The following is an 18,420-nucleotide window of genomic DNA, read 5'->3' as shown; positions in this document are numbered from 1 at the left end:
TAATTCCGGATGTGTTTTTAACTAGATATTCTTAGCATTCACCAATCTATTAATAGTTCCATTCGAACGGTCAACGGATAATGAGATCTCGTGACCATGGAAGGAGCAATAATTGACATTTATAGTTTTATCATCAGATGCGAAATGCGCTCGATTATCTGCTATTTGACGATGTAACATATCAAGTGTATTAATGCCACGACTTTGAGCTTCTTCTTTCGTCACGACTTCCATCACAACACCGTTATTTCTCCCAGAACTATAGAGCTTCACTCCGCTTGAACTTATGTCGGCTTCATTACGCTGCCAAATATGAATGATTAAATAGATATCATTTAAATCCCCTACCCAGCAGTTCTGATCCATTTGCCAACGACCGTGTGGTAGTGAACCAACAATAACATCCCTCTCACTCTCTGGAATAGGGAATAGGATTGCCGCTACCTGCTTGTACAGCAACACTTCACCACATCCACTAGCATGTCTCAGATCACCTTCAAGGTATCCTTGACCTGGATGGAAGAAGTACGCTTGATTAGCTGTTCCATCCTTACGAACTGGGAATGTGATCTGGTAACGCAGCTGTTCGTTGTCAAACTCTCGAAAATATTCTTGAATACCGCCAACCGCATAGTATTTGGTTTTAAATACATATTCGCAGAGAGATGACTGCTTCTCTTGCTTTTCATCAACAGCAGGACGAGGAATCATGTATACCCGCTCTGTCGTCTCCTCTTGCAAAGCTATAGATCGGATGAATTCGCCTGCATCATAATCAATTAGACCTGCTGCTTCTAAGCGAACAATAGCATCCGGTAGCGGACAATCACCGAATTGAATGTAATCGAACAGCACATTACGATCTGCTGGTATATCATGCGCCCATCCACGTGAACGCGCTCCAATCCAAGCACCTTGGAGATAGTGTTCGGCTCGATAGGTCCAGAGCCAGTTTAATAGTTGCTGTACGGTTTCCTTCACTTCCTCCTGTTTTACAGTCTCCCACACAACTGACGCAGACTGTACCCAGTGCCAGAACCAAGGTAGAATACCATACTCCTGAAATCCAAGTGTTTGGACCCGCTCCAATATCACTCGAATATGCTGATGCCCTTGTTTAATAAGTTCTTGGTCATCAAAATAAGTTCCTAAGTTGATTTGAAGGTGAAAACGTTTTGTTTCATGGTGATGATAATATACTTGTGGTACCTTTGCTAGACCACTCTTATAAATATGGAATAGAGATACATGTAATTGTTCTTTCAGAGCAGTTGTAAGCATGCTCTCATATTTAGTCGCTAATAAGACAAGTAGGTTACCAACAAGCTCAACTGGTAGTTCATGTGCCTTCGCCTGACTCGGATCTGTACCTAGGCCAAGTGGAAAATGACCATAGAGTGCTACTTCCGCATTACGCTCTTGTAATTGGAGTAGCTGTAGGAGGATTTCTTCTGCTACTTCCTTTGCCCAAGTCTTGGGACATAGAAGTTCGATCTCCTCTGTACAAGCTGCTACGTACAGATGCATGGCATAATACAGGTTATTACGCATATCATCATGAAACCATAGCCCACTGGATAAACGAGGTGTTGTTAAAGCCTTATTCGCTGCTAGCTGTAATACAGTCTTTTGTCGATCATGAAATGTTAACATCACTTATCTCCTTATATGTAGTTCAAACCCTTCGGAATGAATCTTCCAAAGGGTTTGAATATAATCTAACTAGTTACCAGTAGCTCTTAATTCCTTGCTGCATGCGAACTAGTGCTTCTAGATAGTAATAGTCTCCCCAAATCATATAATCATCAGGGCCTCTATTACCTCTCACATGATAGGAACCATGTTGTAACAAACCTTCAGCATCAGGAAGACTCATCGTAGAATAGTTATCTACTAATGATTGCATTGACATGTGCAATGCATCCGTGAAATATTCACGATCAGGGTCTTCAGCATCTAGTAATTCAATCAGTTCGATCAAACCACAAGCTACAATAGCAGAAGCGGAGCTATCACGTGGCGTATCCGCTTGAACTGGCACATCAAAGTCCCAATAAGCTACATGATCCTCAGGTAAATGCTCGATGAAGTAGCGAGCCATTCGTTTGGATGTTTCTAGGAAGTCAGGATCTTGTGTGTAACGATAGGCAAGCGCTAGACCATATACCCCCCAAGCCTGTCCACGGGTCCATGTGGAACCATCCTGATAGCCCTGATGTGTACCCCCTCTAATTGCATTGCCATTCTCTCGATCAAAGTAGAAGGTATGATAAGATGAAGCATCACCACGAACTAGGAAGCGTAAGCTTTTACGTGCATGTTGATAAGCAATATCATAGAAATCTTGCTCGCCTGTTTGTTCATGAGCGAAGAAGAGTAGCGGTAAATTAAGCAAGCAATCGATAATGATTCGTCCACCATTGTCTGGATCGTCTTCTTTGCCCCATGCTTGAATGATTCCCATCTGTGGGCGCCAGCGTTCAGCAAGACGACGAGCCGCTTGTAATGCGACTTGCTTAGCTTCTTCATTCTGAGTTACACGCCACTGTGCTACAGCCGATAGCGAATACAAGAACCCAATATCATGATGATCGAGCTCAATATGTTGCTCTAGACGCTGTTTGAAATTTGGTAAAAATGATTCAGCAGCTTCTTTATAGAAAGTATCTTGACTAGATTCATAAGACAGCCACATCATACCGATATAGAAGCCCTCTATCCAATCGTTATTATCTCCCCATTCATAGCACTGTTCACCTGTAATATGAGGTAGCATGCCTGGATGCTCTCTTAGGTTATTCTTAATTTTGAGCCCTGCATCTTCAATCGCTTTGCGCCACATTGTAATCTCTCCTATCGATTATGGAAGTGTATTTATACTTAGTTGTTCATTTGAAACCGCATCTGTAATAACTACCTGTCCTGCCGAATCCATGACTACAATTGGAGGCAGGGTCCATAAATGCTCATTATCTTGACATGCTGTTGCACCAAAGATAGCAGATATGAGTACATGCTCACCTGGTGCTAAACGACTTGTTAACGTAGGTAGCATTGTACGTGGTTTAAGTAAGTTCGTATTTGCTTCTGGATAGACCATAATTGCTTTCTCATGACCATTCAGATTAACGACCCCACTCATTCCCCATGGGAAATTAGCAAGGATACTGTCTGACGAACCATGAATCGAATCCTCTTCCCGAATAGCAGAACTAGTTGGTCTTTGTATTGCATATCCACCTTCTGCAGCATCTAATACACGCTGATTCTTCATTCGGTGAATTCGGACATGCCAGATACCTACAGGAACTAGGTAAGTCTGCACCTCGACATCTTGCCAAGGCTTCCAGCGAGAATATATGAATTGTTCTTCAATCTTGAACTCTTCGCAATACCGCCGTTCGCGATAATGTCCATCGCATTCGCTTAACGCCAGCATGGAATCATAAGCACCTTCGCCAAGCTCATAAGTCCCCTTAGATACGCTAAAGCCGAATAAAGTAGAATAAGCAAATTTAGCGTACTTCGCTGCATTATGTGCCATATAAAAATTTGCAATCTGTCCAGAAGTTAGAGCCACCACATGTTTATTTCCTTCTGGCCTGCAAATAATCATTCTTGGATGTGGCTGCGCCATAATGCGCTTCAGTTCAGGTAATGGTAGTTCCTCTGCTTGCCAGAATGGATGGTTGTCTGGTAAAGCAGCTACCAGGAATGTCTTATACGCCCAATATGGTGAACCTGGTGCATTATAGGATTCTGCCATAATTAGATTTGGATAAGCATAACCGATACTGAGCAAACCATCAGCCGTAAAGATAGGTTGATTAAACCAATAGCGCAAATGACGCATAATAATGCCTTTCATCACGCCTAGTGAATACACTTCTACGTCTGCAAATAACAACGCACTCCAGAACGATGCCTGTGCAAAACGATAGGATAAGCTTCGACCAAATGGAATGCTACTACCGTCTTCTGAGAACCAATAGATATACTGTGCAGCGAACTGTTTCGCACGTTCACGATATAATTCAGCGCGTGCCCGGTCATCTTGATCCATAAGCTTGGCATAAATAAGGGAATAATAGTGCATCGCAAAAGCAATATAGTAGTCACGTTGATCGGTTTTACCGTCCGAATACCAGCCATCTGATAAATAATAGGAATCGATCTGTTCCAAATAATTATCCATAATCACCTGATCATGAGGCATACCAATCTTTTTAAATCCGATGTTAACTAAGACAGTGAACATGAGCCAATTATTCGGGTTGGAACGATCAACAAGGTTAATCTGATTCAGCCACTGATATAGGTTATGCTTCTCATGATCAGTTAGTGGATGCCAAACCTTCTCTGGGACTAATGCTAGTGCCAGACCAAGAACTGCCTGCTCAACCATTCGCTGATCCTTCGTACCGAAATCGCCCCAATATTCTTCATGCTCAGGATCGGTACCATGAATTAAACCTTGGACGAACAAGGGCCATAAATCCGACTCTCCGCCACCGTAAGCATGAGGAACAAGTCCCCAAAGGGGTCTTGAGAAAGCCTCCATTAAGGCAATTGCTTCATCATGAATAGCAGCAGTTGCTCCTAAATGCAGTTCAGCATATCCTACTGAAAATCGCTCTTTCAAAGGTTCTAATGTAGCTGTAATCGCCTGTCCGATATCATCCTTCGTTCTAAACTGTTTCCAATTCGGCGTCTTGGTTTGCTCTTCCACTAATAGATTCCTCCATCGCATTAACAGTTTTATCCCATGAAACATATTCCCTTGGCGTTGTTCCGACATCACGTTTGAACAATTTAATAAAATAACTCTTATTGGAGTAGCCTAGCAAATCAGAAATTTCTTCTACTGTCTTATTCGAATGCTGAAGCATTTCTTTAGCTTTCTGAAGCTTGACTCTATTCACATATTCAATAAAGTTCTGATTCGTTTCTCGTTTAAATAAGCGGCTAAAATAGCTTGAATTCAGATTCAGATAATTAGCCATTTCTTCGAGTGTAATTCGCTCCGAAACATGCTGAATGACATATTGCTGGGCTTTGATCACTTCTGTTCGTTTGGACGAAATTGCAATTGCACTTAATTTACTTGCAAGCTGAGATAAGTAAACCGTTAGCCATTCCTGTAAATGATCAATTGAGAGAATATCACTTACTGTAAGATGGAGCTTTTCTCTTGAAATTTCATATTGAAATTGCAGCGTTACCTTCATTTTCATTTGTATATCTAGAAGAATCTGAAGAACCCAATCCTTCACATCATCCGGATGGAAACGATGACTTCTAATCCAGCTTCCCCACTCTTGAATCACAGTACCTAGACTCAACTGATTATTCATTGCAATATTCTCACTAATAATCGAGAAGAACTTGGCGTATTCTTGATAAATATCTGCAGCATCAAACCTCATCTTCTCCCAATTGTACACCTGGAACTCACCGAAATAGAATCGATGCTCAGGCTCTTTTAACATGGGGATTAGCGATGCTTGAATCTCTTCGGGTTTACGTACCGTTCGTCCAATTAAACAGGAAACGCCTATTTTTAAATAATCTTTAATCATCGAAATACAGGTTTGCATCGTATGAACAACATATTGCAGTTCTCCACTTGGATCATCTGTTAAGAAGAGAACGACTACATCCCTGCTGTTATAGCTAAAAACAACGAAATTACCCTTATCACTAAGAATCTCCTGCAGCACGTTCTCTACAGCAAAAATAACGGTATGATCATTTAACTTATGGGTTCGCACAACTTCAGTTAAACGGTCAACAGAAATAATAAGGGTTACATATTGCTTAGCTTGTAATTGAATGCCATTTAATCGTGCTTTCTCGATCCAACTTTCTTTGGACCAAGATTGCTGAAATAAAGTATCTTTCAGAAATTTACTCTTTACAGCGGATTGGTTCATCGTACCCATTATCTTGTAATGCTCTATTTCTGCAATCCTGTCCTTCTCCGAACTGAGTTCTTCACATACCTTTTGTAAAATAAGATGCAATTGCCCCACATCTAAGCTTTCCTTTAAAATGTAGTCGCTCACATTTAGCTTCATTGCTTTCTGTGCATAATGAAATTCATTGTGGCAAGATAAAATAATCGCCTTAAACCGTTGATTGACGGCAGTATATTTCTCTAACAATTCCAACCCATTCATTTTAGGCATGCCAATATCGGTCAAGATAATATCAGGCAGACTCGTCTGAATAGCTTCCCAAGCTTCAAGTCCATTAGAGTATGAACCGATCAGCACTATGCCTAATTTTTTCCATTTAACCATTTGAGATAAATATTGAATGACCGGGTAATCATCATCCACTATTATAGCCTTTAACATCATATCCACTCCTCATCGACATCTTGAGGTAATTGCAAAGAAATAGTCGTACCGATATCGGGTTCGCTTTGGATATCCATCAAGAAATTTTCGCCATATAGCAATTTCAACCGTTGATAAACATTTTTTACACCGATACCTGAGAACCCTGTTTTCTGAGAATGGCTCGAGTCTTGCTCATCTTCAAGCTTGCTGATCAACTCATTAAGTTTATCCTGTGACATACCGACTCCATTATCACGAACAACAATCAGCAAGTAGGTTAAGTCCTGCTTCTTAATAAAGCTTGCTTCGATATCAATTTGTCCTTCAAATTGCTCAAAACCATGAATAATCGCATTCTCAATTAATGGCTGGATCATAAACCGTGGAACCAGAAATTCACCACTGCTGCCCGATAATTTCACATTTAATTGCGCCTGATTGGCATGCCTGAAATTCATTAACTTAATGTAATGATGAATCGTGTCTACTTCATCCTTAAGAGGAATCAGCTCATTGTCCCGATTGATCGTCATGCGGAGCAAAGATGATAAAGAACCGATTAATTGCGCATTTTCATTATCACCCCGAATAAGAATACTCAGCCGAATGGAATTGAGCAGGTTAAACATAAAATGCGGGTTTATTTGCGCCTGCAGCATTTCAAGCTCCGCCTTGCGTTTCTTGGCCTGCTCAAGCGTAATTTGCTCAATCATCGTATGAATACGATCAAGCATATCATCGATAGCTTGTCCAAGCTGTCCAACCTCATTGTGCCCTTTGATACCCGTACGAATATCAAGATGACCGAGATTTATCCGGGCAATAAATTTGCTTAAGTTTACGATAGGTTTCGTAGCAGTTGAGATCAAAACCATCAATAAAAGGCAAAATATTGTGAAAAACATAACTTGTAAGGCGAAACTAGTAAATAAAATTTGATTGTTCTTGTCCAAAGCTGACGAATAAGGAATCAAGTTCACTATTCTCCAACTATTGCCACGCAGTGACTCCTGAACAAACAAATACTCTTCACCGTTGATATTTAAGGTATGCGAATCTGTGTCATATTGCTGGCTGGGGAACTCTTGGCCTATCTTTTGGGGATCAGGATGAGACATAATCGTTCCCTTTTCATCCAAAAGCATCATTTCCTGACCCGAATATGCGCTAAGCTGTTCTCGTATTTTACTTTCATTAACACTAAAAACGACGTATCCAAGTGGGCTTCCCGTAGACGTTTTGAATGTACGTCCAATCGTAATCACATGCGGTGATTTCTTGTAGGCTACGGGATCTGCAAAATAGTTGTCTTGCACTCCTACCCAATAGGTTGAAAATGGCGGTAGCTTATCCAAATTCGAAAACCATGGCTGTTCATATAAATGCACGGGATTAAAGTCACTATAAGCATAATTCGTGTAAGCAAACCCGTTCTTGCCCATAATGGTAATGTAAAAATCCGATAATTTTTGTGCGAACAGGTTATCCAGATGATTTAAAATACGAGTATAATCTAGTAAAAGATCCGGATTCTGTTCTTGGGATCTTTGGTCTTTATTCATCACTAATTGTCTTTGGATTTCGTTATTCATAAGTACTATATTTGACAATTCCAGTACTTGCTCGATGATCCCTGACACATTGGTCTCTACGGATTTCAACGAATCCTCTGCACTTGTAACCGCTTTCTGAAGCACTATGTCTTTTGTTAAATAAATCGTTAAATAATAGTTAACGATGAGCGGTATCATAAAACAAAGCAGCGCTGAAAGCACTAACTTCTTGCGCAAAGAGAATTGTCGAATCGTCATGGATTTCAACCCTCCACATTCTTCCAATCTCTTAGGAAATAGTTAACAGGGAAAACGATGTTATTGCCATTTTCCCCTGTTAACTATATTTTAATTGAGATCTCGAATATACACAATTGATTTAAATTAATATTTGTAAGTTTTATTATTTTTTTGCGTTGTTATTTACAATTCCTGTAACATTTTTGTCCATAGTTTCAACTGCTTTGTCAATGTCTTTTTTGTTCAAGAGATACAATTCAACTTCAGGAACGATCGCTTTTTCTATTTCACCTGTAAATGTTGCAGGAACTGGAGCGTTACCAGGCTTCGTATTTTTCATCGTATATTTCAACGATTCCATATCGATCTTGGATGGATCTTTAGAAGTGCTTGTTATTTTATCTGTCAATTTGTCTACATCTGATTTAGCCCAACCGGAGTATACGCGACCGCCAAATTCCAAACCTTCAGAAGAGTACCATCTAATAAACTTATAAGCTGCTTCTTTATTTTTTGAATTAGCCGATACACCAATGTAAGTCGGTTGAACCGGTGAATAGTGACCATCAGCACCTTCTAATTTAGGAATCGGTGCAAATGCTGTTTTAAATGTAGCAGGAATAGTATCAGTACCGCCTGCCTCAGCTACCATCCAGTCACCGATCGGCACCATAGCTGCAGCTTTGTTGAAGAATTGTGTGCGGTAATGTAATTTTTGAGAAATAATATCTTCATAAGGGCTTGCTGTCTTATCTTCATACATCATTTTTTTCAGCATTTCTAAGTTTGCTTTCAATACAGGGTCTTTGGCGTTCGAAGTTCCATCTGCTTTCAGGTAATTATTATCTGTAGGCTTGCTCTTTAGCTGCAGATTATAAAGATCCGGCCAGTTGTGGAAATACGCTCCGTATTGTTTTTTAGCACCTTCGCCTTTAGTCAGCTTCTTCGCATAATCTTCGAACTCAGCCCATGTCCAATCTTTAGGTACTGACAAGCCCGCTTCATCCAATGCATCTTTATTCAATAGAACGAACCAACGCTGCATCGAGGATGGAAGTGCATAGATTTTACCATTAACACGCGTATCTACCAAATATTCATCTTCGTATTTATAACCATCTTTCTCAATAAAGCTTTCAAGTGGTTCTAACATACCGATTGCAGCACGCTGTGAGTAGTTCGTATAAGGCATTTCGATAATATCAAGCTGATCATCCGATGCAGCCATTAAATCTAGTTTTTGCATCGATGCTACGGAATCGCCCTTTTCATTTAATAGATCAAGTTCGACTTTAATACCAGGATTTGCTTTCTCGAATTCCGGGATGATCTTGCTCCACTGTGCTTTCGCGTCAGTTTGCCAAGTGGCAATTTTTATTTTCACTTCTTGTGCTCCAGGTGCTTTTGTTGCTGTCCCTTCAGGTGAAGGTGTTGATGCAGATTCTGTTTTGCTTCCGCCACATGCAGTTAAAGATAACACCAGAGATGCAGCAAGTACTGTTGAGAAAATCTTTTTCATAAAGAACCCTCCTAGTATAGTGAAACTTTATACTTCTGATTAACTGATAAATTCTAGGTATCACCTTAAGAAACGCATCTTTCTCGCAGTTTTCTCACGAAAACTACTTTTGTCATAAAAGACGGTGAAACCGTTTCTTTTTCTTACAATGTCATCGTATCATTATTGAAATCAAAGCGAAGTTAACAAATTTTACTTCCCGAAGACTATTTTTACTTTTTGTCTTTCTGCTGCTTCGATCCGATCTATTTTGCTGCAATTATCCCTTTACACCGCCAAGCGCAATACCTTCGATTACTTGTTTCTGGCCAAGCGCGAATATGATGAGTAGAGGTAAAATTGCGGAAACAGTTCCAGCCATCATGAGCGAATACGTATCGCTATACTGATCACCGAACATTCGAATGCCAAGTTGAACCGTGAACAACTCTTTAGATTTCAAGAAAATAAGTGGATACTGGTAGTCGTTCCATGTCCAGATAAAGCGTAGAATGGCGTACGTCGCCATTGCTGGACGAATAAGTGGAAGTCCAATTTGCAAGAAAATACGTCCATGCCCCGCTCCATCAATTTTGGCAGATTCAATATACTCATTACTGACTCCCATAAAAAACTGCCTAAGCATAAACGCTCCGATAACGCTAAACCCATTAAGTAAGATAAGACCTAAATGAGAATCAAATAAATGTAATTGACGGAACATCAGGAACTGCGGTATAAGCGATGCTTGAGGCGGAACCATGTAAAATGCTAGAACGAGCAAGAACATCGCGTCTCTACCTCTGAATTGAATCTTAGAAAATCCATAAGCGGCAAGTGCACATATGAATACGTTGACTACAGTTGTTGTGATTGTAACGTAAATAGAGTTCCAGTAATAACGAACGAAACTACTGCTCCACACTTCCGTATAGTTCTCAATCGCATTCCAGTTGGTTGGAATCCACTCAATTGGGAACTTGAACACATCGGCTTCAGGCTTAAATGAAGTGGATAACATCCAAATAAACGGAAGTAAAAACAGAATACCGATAACCCCAATCAGAAGTGTGAATAATAATTTTGAAATGGATAGCCTTTTCATTTTGTACGTTCCTCCTTCCTAATCATGTGCTAGTAATTAACCCATTTCTTTTGTGCAAACCATTGACCTGCTGTGATCAACAAACAAATAATAAATAAAATCAACGCCATTGAGGAAGCGTAGCCTGTCTTCATTTGGTTAAACGCTGTATCGTATAAATTGTAAACAATCACGTTAGTCGAATTGGCAGGACCTCCTTGCGTCAGCACTTGAACCAAATCAAATACTTTAAAGGAACCAATAATTCCCGTTACGAGTAAAAAGAAAGTTGTCGGTGAAACACTCGGTAAGGTGATTTTACGAAACTTCACCCAAGCGTTGGCACCGTCAATATCCGCTGCTTCATACAAATCTTTCGGAATCGACTGGAGTGCAGCGATATAGATGATGATGTTATAGCCAATCAGAATCCATACTTGAATCATCATCAGTGAAGGTAATGCAAAGTCGATGTCTGCAAGCCATTTGGGCGGATTCTCAATACCGAACGATGTCAGCATCTGATTAACTGGCCCGAGTGACGGATGGAATAGCACTTGCCATACCATTGCGACTGCAATAGTACTGGAGATATACGGCAAGAAGTAAATCACCTTAAAGGTATCCTTCATGTACACATGCTTATCAATCAAAATGGCCAACAGCAATGCTAAGATCATCGTAATCGGTACTGTAATTAGAAAGACAAGGTTATTTTGTAAACTTTGGATAAATACATCATCATGAAATAGTCGGGTAAAGTTTTCAAATCCAACAAACTTGATGGCATCGAACCCTGCAACGAAGTTCCATTCCGTAAAACTTAGTAAAAGTGAAAATATGACAGGAATTAAAGTAAGGGCAATGAGTCCGATCATTAAGGGCGCAACGAATATATATCCTGCCAACTGTTCTCTTGCATTAATGCCTAATTTCTTGCGTTCCATTTCCAGTCCTCCTCCTAAAACAATAAGTATTCTAGTATCTTGTATGCTTCTATTTTAAAAATTACGGAACCCTTTCATAAGCACTAAAAATGTTCATTTCAAAACTATTTTTACTTTTCATTTGGAAATAGTAAAAAAGCCTAATCATCAAAATGCACGATTGTTAACGTGTTTTTTGAATGATTAGGCTTGATCGATCCATTATTTTACTGACATTCCCTTAATATTTTCCATGAGTTTGCTCATGATAACAGCTACTTCAGCTCTTGTTGCTGCTTTTTGGGGTTGGAAGGTACCATCCTCAAAACCTGTGATAATCCCCTTGTCTACCAGGATTCCAACAGCCTCTTTGGACCAGTCAGCAATGTGCCCCTGATCTCTAAATTCCAGCTTCCCTCCTGAGCCCTGCAATTTGAGTGCTCTGACAATAATCACAGCCAATTGCTCACGCGTGATAGCTTCATCCGGACCAAATGCATTTGCACTAATCCCGCTAATGATGCCATAAGCTGCTGCTGTTTCAACAGCTCCTTTGGACCAATGTTCCTGCATATCGACAAATGGACTGCCGATTTTAGGCGTTAATCCTAAAGCACGAACAATTAGTGATGTAAACTCTGCGCGATTCATCACTTGATTTGGTTTAAACGAATGATCTGGATAACCGATCATCCACTTCGCTTCCACTACCTTCTGGATGGAATTGTTCGCCCAATGACCCTTGACATCTGTAATCTGAAAGGTTTTACTCTCATCAGAACCTTTCCCCTTATTTCCTTCAGTAGTGTTGTTCTTGTTGCTGTTATTATTATTATTGTTGTTATTGTTGTTATTGTTGTTATTGTTGTTATTGTTGTTATTGTTGCCATTGTTGTTGCCATTGTTGTTGCCATTGTTGTTGCCATTGTTGTTGCCATTGTTACTGTTATTATCATTATTACCGTTGTTATTGTTATTACCGTTATTATTTTCTCCTCCGTTATTACCTCCATCAGTATTCTTATCTTTAACTGAAATCAGGCTGTAGACTCGTTCGGAGTTGTCCTCTGTACGAACTACAATTTGGGCTGTTCCCTTGGCTATCGCCACAACCTCACCATTTTCGCTTACGGTTGCAACACTTGGGTTTAACGATTCCCATACAAGCTTTGCATTTATTGCATCGCTAGGTGTCGCTGAGGCTTGCAGCATGACTTTCTCTCCAACTAACAGCTCTGCAGCTTGCCGATCAACCACTACTCGGTCAACTAAACTAACCTTGCTGTAAACTTTAACATCGTCGATGTATAAGAAAGTATTGTCTGCACCGCTACCAGTTTTAAATCTAATGGTGTCTATCGTATTTGCTGGTTTGGTGAAAGCTAATCCTTTCTGAATAAGTACGCCATCGACATAAATATCAAAAGTGTTAGACTCGATGTTAATATCCAGCTTAACAGAATGCCATACATTATAATTGAATTTAATGAGATCAATCGCTGTATTTTTCTGATCAACATACTTAAAATACTGTCCGTTAGATTGTAAGGTAATTACACTCTGTCCTCCATTTAGAAGCTCATAATACGGCCATTTGCCGCTAGTACCTTCTTTGAATTTCCATTCCACAGTAAAGTTTCCCTGCTGCGCTTCAAAAGCTTTCATCGCACTTGCGCTATTTTTTGTATCATTATCGTACAACAGCACGCTTTTATTAACAGCCGTAGGATCCTCCGCGATAGACACTACAGTTGTTGAAGTTGGAGTTGAGGTGACCCAGCCTTCTGGTTTATCTCCCGTTGGATAGTCGTTGAAATTGACATTCAACCAAGGCTTCGCTCCGTATACGTAGACAATTACATCATCTATATATAGAGATGCTTGATCTTGCTTCAATCCTGTTGAAAAACGAATGGTATCTACAGCAGATGATGTATTCCGGAATCCAGCATTTTCAGCAACAAGCTCATTATCCACAAATACATCAAATGTGCCGCGTTTCAGATCCAGACGCAGCTTAACTTTATACCACGTAGCTGGATCAATTGACTGGATAAAATGCGCCTTTCCTTGTGCATCATACCATTTCAATCCATCAGCATCGGAGCTAAGCTGCACTACCGGTAAAGAACCATTAAGTACTTCAAACTTAGAAGAATTTGCACCCTCCGGTTCTGCGAATTTCCATTCTAATTCCAGTTTATCTGCCTGTGATGGGAAGGAATGAGAGGCTGTGGCACTACCTTGACCATTCCGATCAACCATCTGCAAATGAAGTCCTTTCTGCGTTTTTAACTTTTCTAGACTAACTACTGTATTCGCATCGCTTGTAACAACCCAGCCTTCTGGGTTATTCCCCTCAATTTCTTCATTAAATGTGCTCAAAATGTATCCAATCGGCAGCTCTTTGGGCAAAGCTTCTGGTTGATTCACAATTTCCGGAAGTGGATTCTCGGCACCTGGTCTAGGCTTGTTTGGATCCACATCGAATTTGGCGTAGAACGATTGCCCTAAGGAACCGTTCACATTCACTTTTAACTTAATCGTCGGCGCTAATTGAGAAACAAAAACTTGCGGGTCTGCCTTAATAAGACTAGCTGCAGATTTGTCGAGTTCAATCTCGATGACTCCTGTGTTCTCCATAGTTGGATCAGAAACAGCAATTTCCAAAGTATGATCCGGATTCTCTCGCACCATAACAGATGATTGACGATTGCTGGTTACGAAGTCAGCCTTCGTCGGCTTCTCTTCCCAGAAATTAAACCCTGTAATTCCTAATTTATGATTTCGAACCGCTTGTACATCAGCTTCATTCTTGACAATCTCAATGCTTGGATCTTTGGAATAATCCTTGACTTCTTCAACCGATTTATTCGGCAGCAGCACGTAACTATACGTTTGTGCCTGTGGATTTGTCCCGTGATCATACCACATCGTCAAATAGTTCTCAGTTCTTACATCTTTTGGTCCACCATTAATACCTTTCTCATCTTTATTAATGTCAAACCAAGTGCCTTTTTGCTGTTGACGCAACATGTTAACCTTCTGCTCACCCGGAAAATAGTACCCGATATCTGAACTAGATGTTGAGCCTGCTAGATGCGCCCATTTCACATTCGTCTTCGAATCTGTCCATCCTAACGCAGTCGGTTGCTCAAATCCGTCAACTGTTAGAACATTGCTGCCTTCAATTTTACGCTGTTCGATTGTTGTCTCAACCTTCAGGTTATCTTGACTGGTCAGATTTGAACCTAATGCTACAATTTCGTCATCAAACATAAACCATGACTTATTTGCCGACATTTTGGTTCCAATCTGCTGTAGCTTCATACCGGAAACACCGTATTTATCAAGTGTTGTACCACCAGCCCAAGCGTTATTTGGCGCTCCTTCTCCATCTCCATACTGATACTGACTCGAATCACGGTTACGATTCACGACCGTTGTACCCGGCAATCTATAGTAATCAACCGTAGACCAAAAATCATCCGAATACTGTGTTGCGTCCCCATTGTATAAGTAAGTCATTCCGTCTCCGGTATACCAACCTTTACGATTTTCACCATTTGTTAGTTCATAAGTCCAAATTCGTTTGGAACTTTTACTAATTCCAAAAGCATAATCATTTCTTTTATGCACACTGCGATTCATTGCGTTTAGTTCAAAATGATCAGGAAGGTCCCCTATAGCTTCAATTGAAGTATCATTCAGCCATGATGTTATAGCTTGAAGCTGTTGAATGCTTGTAAACATCTCATTCACATCACAAGCTTTATCAGTTAAAATCCAATGCTTCAACATCTGCTTCATGACCAGCGCATGTTCAGGTGGTGCCGCCTCAGCTAAACGAATGATACCCGACATCACTCCCGCAGCTGCTGTATGTCCGCTAAGGAAATCACGAGCAATTGCCCGACCACGTACCATATCCATCATTTCACCCTTATACATGAAGGGAGCAAACGCATCATACACCCAGCTATATATGTTCTGAACATTAGGATCCGTTACTTCCCAGCTGCTGCCATTTAACATATAAAGCAGATTGCTGACCCCTCGAATGAGCACTTCGCCATAACTGCCTGTATAAGCAATGGTGCTATGCTGGACAAACGATCCATCTGCATAAAAACCGTCACCTGTTGTTACATACTCAAATAACGGGCTCATTTGATCTCGCACATTAGTCAATCGTTCAGGATTTTTCTCAACAATCCCCAATAGAAGCTCATGTGTCAAAATATCCGAGCGATTCGCTCCGACATGGCGGAAGGTTGGTGAAGTAATATCGCCGACATAAAAATCAATTGACTTCGCATAAGTCTTGATTTGTTCCGGGCTTAGAAAATCTGCAAGCAAAATATAAATATCGGCTAATTTTAACGGAGAACCGATCTCCCAATTCCACCAGTTACCATATTTATCACTTGAATCGGTATAAATGTTCTCATGCATCCAATCTAACGATTCAATCATATCAGCAAGCAATGCACTGTTGTGATAAAGTTCTCCGCCTTCCATGGAATAGGCCAAAGCCATCGTTCTAAGACGTGATGACCACGTAGTGATTGCATCTGAATTTTTTCCTGGATCCATCTTTTTATCGTCCCACAAGGATTGACGATCACTGGATCTAACTAACTTATCCCAAAAATCCTTTGCTTGTATATTCGTATTCGTCACTCTATCTGCTGCAAGCGAGATAATAAATTGATCATTTCCTGTATAAGGAATTCCATCCAAAAGCACCATTTTCCATTTCATTTGGAGTGTCTTCATTTCGTCCCATGTTGCAGGATTATCCATAAAAACGTTTACATTACTAATCGCTTTTATATCCGGATTGTCGATTGCAGCAGCAGTAATCACTGATTCTCCAACTTTAATTCCCGTTACCAATCCATTCGCATCAACAGATGCAACTTCAGGATTACTGGAAGTCCAGGTTACTTCACGACTTGTAGTATTCGCTGGAACGAACTTCGGTACGAGCTTTACCGTGTCTTGTTCTTCAACCCTGACTTGCGCAGGAAGAATAATTTGTTCCAACTCATAAACAAGCTTCTCTACCGTTAGCACAGTCGTAGCTGTTGCATTCTGATTAGCCACGGATTTAGCTGTAATGGACACAGTACCGAGATTCACACCCGTTACTACGCCTTGGTCATCAACTGTTGCAATATCAGGATCGCTTGAAGTCCATATTAATTTAGGGTTAGAAGCATTTATAGGCTCAATTACAGCATCGAGCTTTACCGAAAGCCCTTGTTTCACGGTTTCTGCAGCTGGAAGCTTAATTTGATCAACCTCAACATAAGGTGTAACATTCACCGTTACACTTGCTTTAGCAGTCTGATTATCCTGTGATACTACATTAATGGCAGCGCTTCCATCTCTAACAGCTTTAACAAGTCCATTTGCATCAACCAATACTACAGAAGAATCGCTTGACTCCCAAGTTAGTGCTGGATTGGTAGCCTCAGCTGGCAATACGGTTGGATTTAATTGTATCGTTTGTCCTGCTTGTATAGTTATTTCCTTTTCAGGCAAACTCACACTATCTACGTGAATCAATTCTTGAAAGTCATACACCTTCACATCATCGATCCACATTTCTCCGACCGAATCTTTTACACCTATCTGCTGAAACTTGATTTGTTGAATATAAGTCCAGTCTTGTAATAACGGAATGTTCCCTCGAAGCAAATCACCATTCACATATACTTCCGCTTTATGATTTTTAACATCAAGCACTGCTTGTACAAAGTACCATGTGTTCGCTTCATATGAACCTACATTCGGATCTACATCCACTCCAAAAATTTTCATTTTTCCTGTTTTACCCAAAAGGAGAGCAGTCGCCCACTTACTTTTTGAGTCATTATTTGCAGTTAATTGAAACACTTCACGATCGTGTAGGGTATCATTCACACGGACATTGGCCTCAAGCACAACTTTCCCCTGAATATTCAAGCTCGCTTTATAAGTGTTTATTTTTTTGTCTTGAGTGTTCGACACCAGCTTCAAACTACGGTCCGTTCGCGAATCAACAGCTTCTCCAACTAAATAATCGTTAATATTTATTGGTACTTCGCCTACTCCCCAATTTCCACCTTTCACAGCTTCAGGTCCTGCATTAGAAGGTACAGTCGGGTAATTATCAAACGTTGCTTCAACGTACGTTGTTCCCGCAGCTTCGGCAACATTTTCAAAAACTCCAATAGGCATTAACAAACTAACTAAAAGCGATAATACAACTGTTCCAGAAATCAATTTCTTCATTCGCATACATGCACCGCCTTCTTAGATGTTTGATCATCCTTAAGTATAATGAATAGTCAAAGAATGCTATAAGAAAGAAAATCATCAATTCCCAAATTATTTTTACCTTTTTGAATGCCTGGCTAGCTTGTTAACTACAAAATGTATATAACAAAGCCCCCTCAAGAAAATACCTTGTAGGGGGCTTAAAGTTTTTTTCATTGAATTAGACTATTAACGATTCGTATTAGCGAACCATCCAACCGCCGTCAACACATAGAATATGACCATTCACATAATCAGACGCCTTGGATGCAAGGAAAACTGCTGTTGCTGCCAAGTCTTCCGGCGTACCCCAGCGAGCTGCCGGTATGCGATCGAGAATAGCTTTGCTGCGCTCTGCATCTGCACGAAGCTGCTCGGTATTATTGGTTGCCATGTATCCTGGAGCAATAGCATTCACGTTAACCCCTTTGCTAGCCCATTCGTTAGCCATAGCCCATTCGTTAGCCAT

Annotated in this window: 10 protein-coding genes; all 10 read right to left on the bottom strand. The window is 40.4% G+C overall.

All coding sequences use genetic code 11. The features are described 5' to 3' along the window. Positions 1-21 precede the first annotated feature (21 nt). Entirely contained in the window at positions 22-1,653 is a 1,632-nt protein-coding gene (locus AC1DOK_RS16015; protein ID WP_477555307.1) for a hypothetical protein, read from the bottom strand. Positions 1,654-1,726: 73 nt separating this feature from the next. Further along, complete coding sequence (locus tag AC1DOK_RS16010) at positions 1,727-2,842, bottom strand: glycoside hydrolase family 88 protein (RefSeq protein ID WP_477555306.1); 1,116 nt, start codon at positions 2,840-2,842, stop codon at positions 1,727-1,729. An 18-nt stretch (positions 2,843-2,860) separates the two neighbouring features. Continuing rightward, complete coding sequence (locus AC1DOK_RS16005; RefSeq protein WP_477555305.1) at positions 2,861-4,729, bottom strand: DUF2264 domain-containing protein; 1,869 nt, start codon at positions 4,727-4,729, stop codon at positions 2,861-2,863. Next, positions 4,689-6,359 carry a response regulator transcription factor gene (locus AC1DOK_RS16000; RefSeq protein ID WP_477555304.1) on the bottom strand — a complete coding sequence of 557 codons (1,671 nt, stop codon included), beginning with the start codon at positions 6,357-6,359 and terminating at the stop codon, positions 4,689-4,691. The genes AC1DOK_RS16005 and AC1DOK_RS16000 overlap by 41 nt, the downstream gene beginning before the upstream one ends. Continuing rightward, positions 6,359-8,155, bottom strand: a complete 1,797-nt coding sequence (locus AC1DOK_RS15995; RefSeq protein WP_477555303.1) for a cache domain-containing sensor histidine kinase — start codon at positions 8,153-8,155, stop codon at positions 6,359-6,361. The genes AC1DOK_RS16000 and AC1DOK_RS15995 overlap by 1 nt, the downstream gene beginning before the upstream one ends. Before the next feature lie 145 nt (positions 8,156-8,300). Next, positions 8,301-9,656 (bottom strand): ABC transporter substrate-binding protein, encoded by a 1,356-nt coding sequence (locus tag AC1DOK_RS15990; protein ID WP_477555302.1) that lies wholly within the window; start codon positions 9,654-9,656, stop codon positions 8,301-8,303. A 259-nt stretch (positions 9,657-9,915) separates the two neighbouring features. Then, positions 9,916-10,740 (bottom strand): carbohydrate ABC transporter permease, encoded by an 825-nt coding sequence (locus tag AC1DOK_RS15985; RefSeq protein ID WP_477555301.1) that lies wholly within the window; start codon positions 10,738-10,740, stop codon positions 9,916-9,918. Between the two features lie 29 nt (positions 10,741-10,769). Next, the gene (locus tag AC1DOK_RS15980) at positions 10,770-11,666 is read right to left on the bottom strand and encodes a carbohydrate ABC transporter permease (protein WP_477555300.1); all 897 of its coding nucleotides are present in this window, start codon (positions 11,664-11,666) and stop codon (positions 10,770-10,772) included. A 201-nt stretch (positions 11,667-11,867) separates the two neighbouring features. Further along, entirely contained in the window at positions 11,868-17,933 is a 6,066-nt protein-coding gene (locus AC1DOK_RS15975) for a polysaccharide lyase family 8 super-sandwich domain-containing protein (protein WP_477555299.1), read from the bottom strand. A gap of 220 nt (positions 17,934-18,153) precedes the next feature. Next, the coding region (locus AC1DOK_RS15970; RefSeq protein WP_477555298.1) for an SDR family oxidoreductase at positions 18,154-18,420 on the bottom strand (267 nt) is incomplete at its 5' end.

This window comes from Paenibacillus sp. P5_B5, assembly GCF_056400365.1.
This window is presented reverse-complemented; position numbering and strand designations above follow the sequence as displayed.

What these genes read in the sequence shown, in the direction of transcription:
- AC1DOK_RS16015 (WP_477555307.1), bottom strand. Translation starts at nt 1,653, where the DNA reads ATGTTAACATTTCATGATCGACAAAAGACTGTATTACAGCTAGCAGCG.
- AC1DOK_RS16010 (WP_477555306.1), bottom strand. Translation starts at nt 2,842, where the DNA reads ATGTGGCGCAAAGCGATTGAAGATGCAGGGCTCAAAATTAAGAATAAC.
- AC1DOK_RS16000 (WP_477555304.1), bottom strand. Translation starts at nt 6,359, where the DNA reads ATGTTAAAGGCTATAATAGTGGATGATGATTACCCGGTCATTCAATAT.
- AC1DOK_RS15995 (WP_477555303.1), bottom strand. Translation starts at nt 8,155, where the DNA reads ATGACGATTCGACAATTCTCTTTGCGCAAGAAGTTAGTGCTTTCAGCG.
- AC1DOK_RS15990 (WP_477555302.1), bottom strand. Translation starts at nt 9,656, where the DNA reads ATGAAAAAGATTTTCTCAACAGTACTTGCTGCATCTCTGGTGTTATCT.
- AC1DOK_RS15985 (WP_477555301.1), bottom strand. Translation starts at nt 10,740, where the DNA reads ATGAAAAGGCTATCCATTTCAAAATTATTATTCACACTTCTGATTGGG.
- AC1DOK_RS15980 (WP_477555300.1), bottom strand. Translation starts at nt 11,666, where the DNA reads ATGGAACGCAAGAAATTAGGCATTAATGCAAGAGAACAGTTGGCAGGA.
- AC1DOK_RS15975 (WP_477555299.1), bottom strand. Translation starts at nt 17,933, where the DNA reads ATGCGAATGAAGAAATTGATTTCTGGAACAGTTGTATTATCGCTTTTA.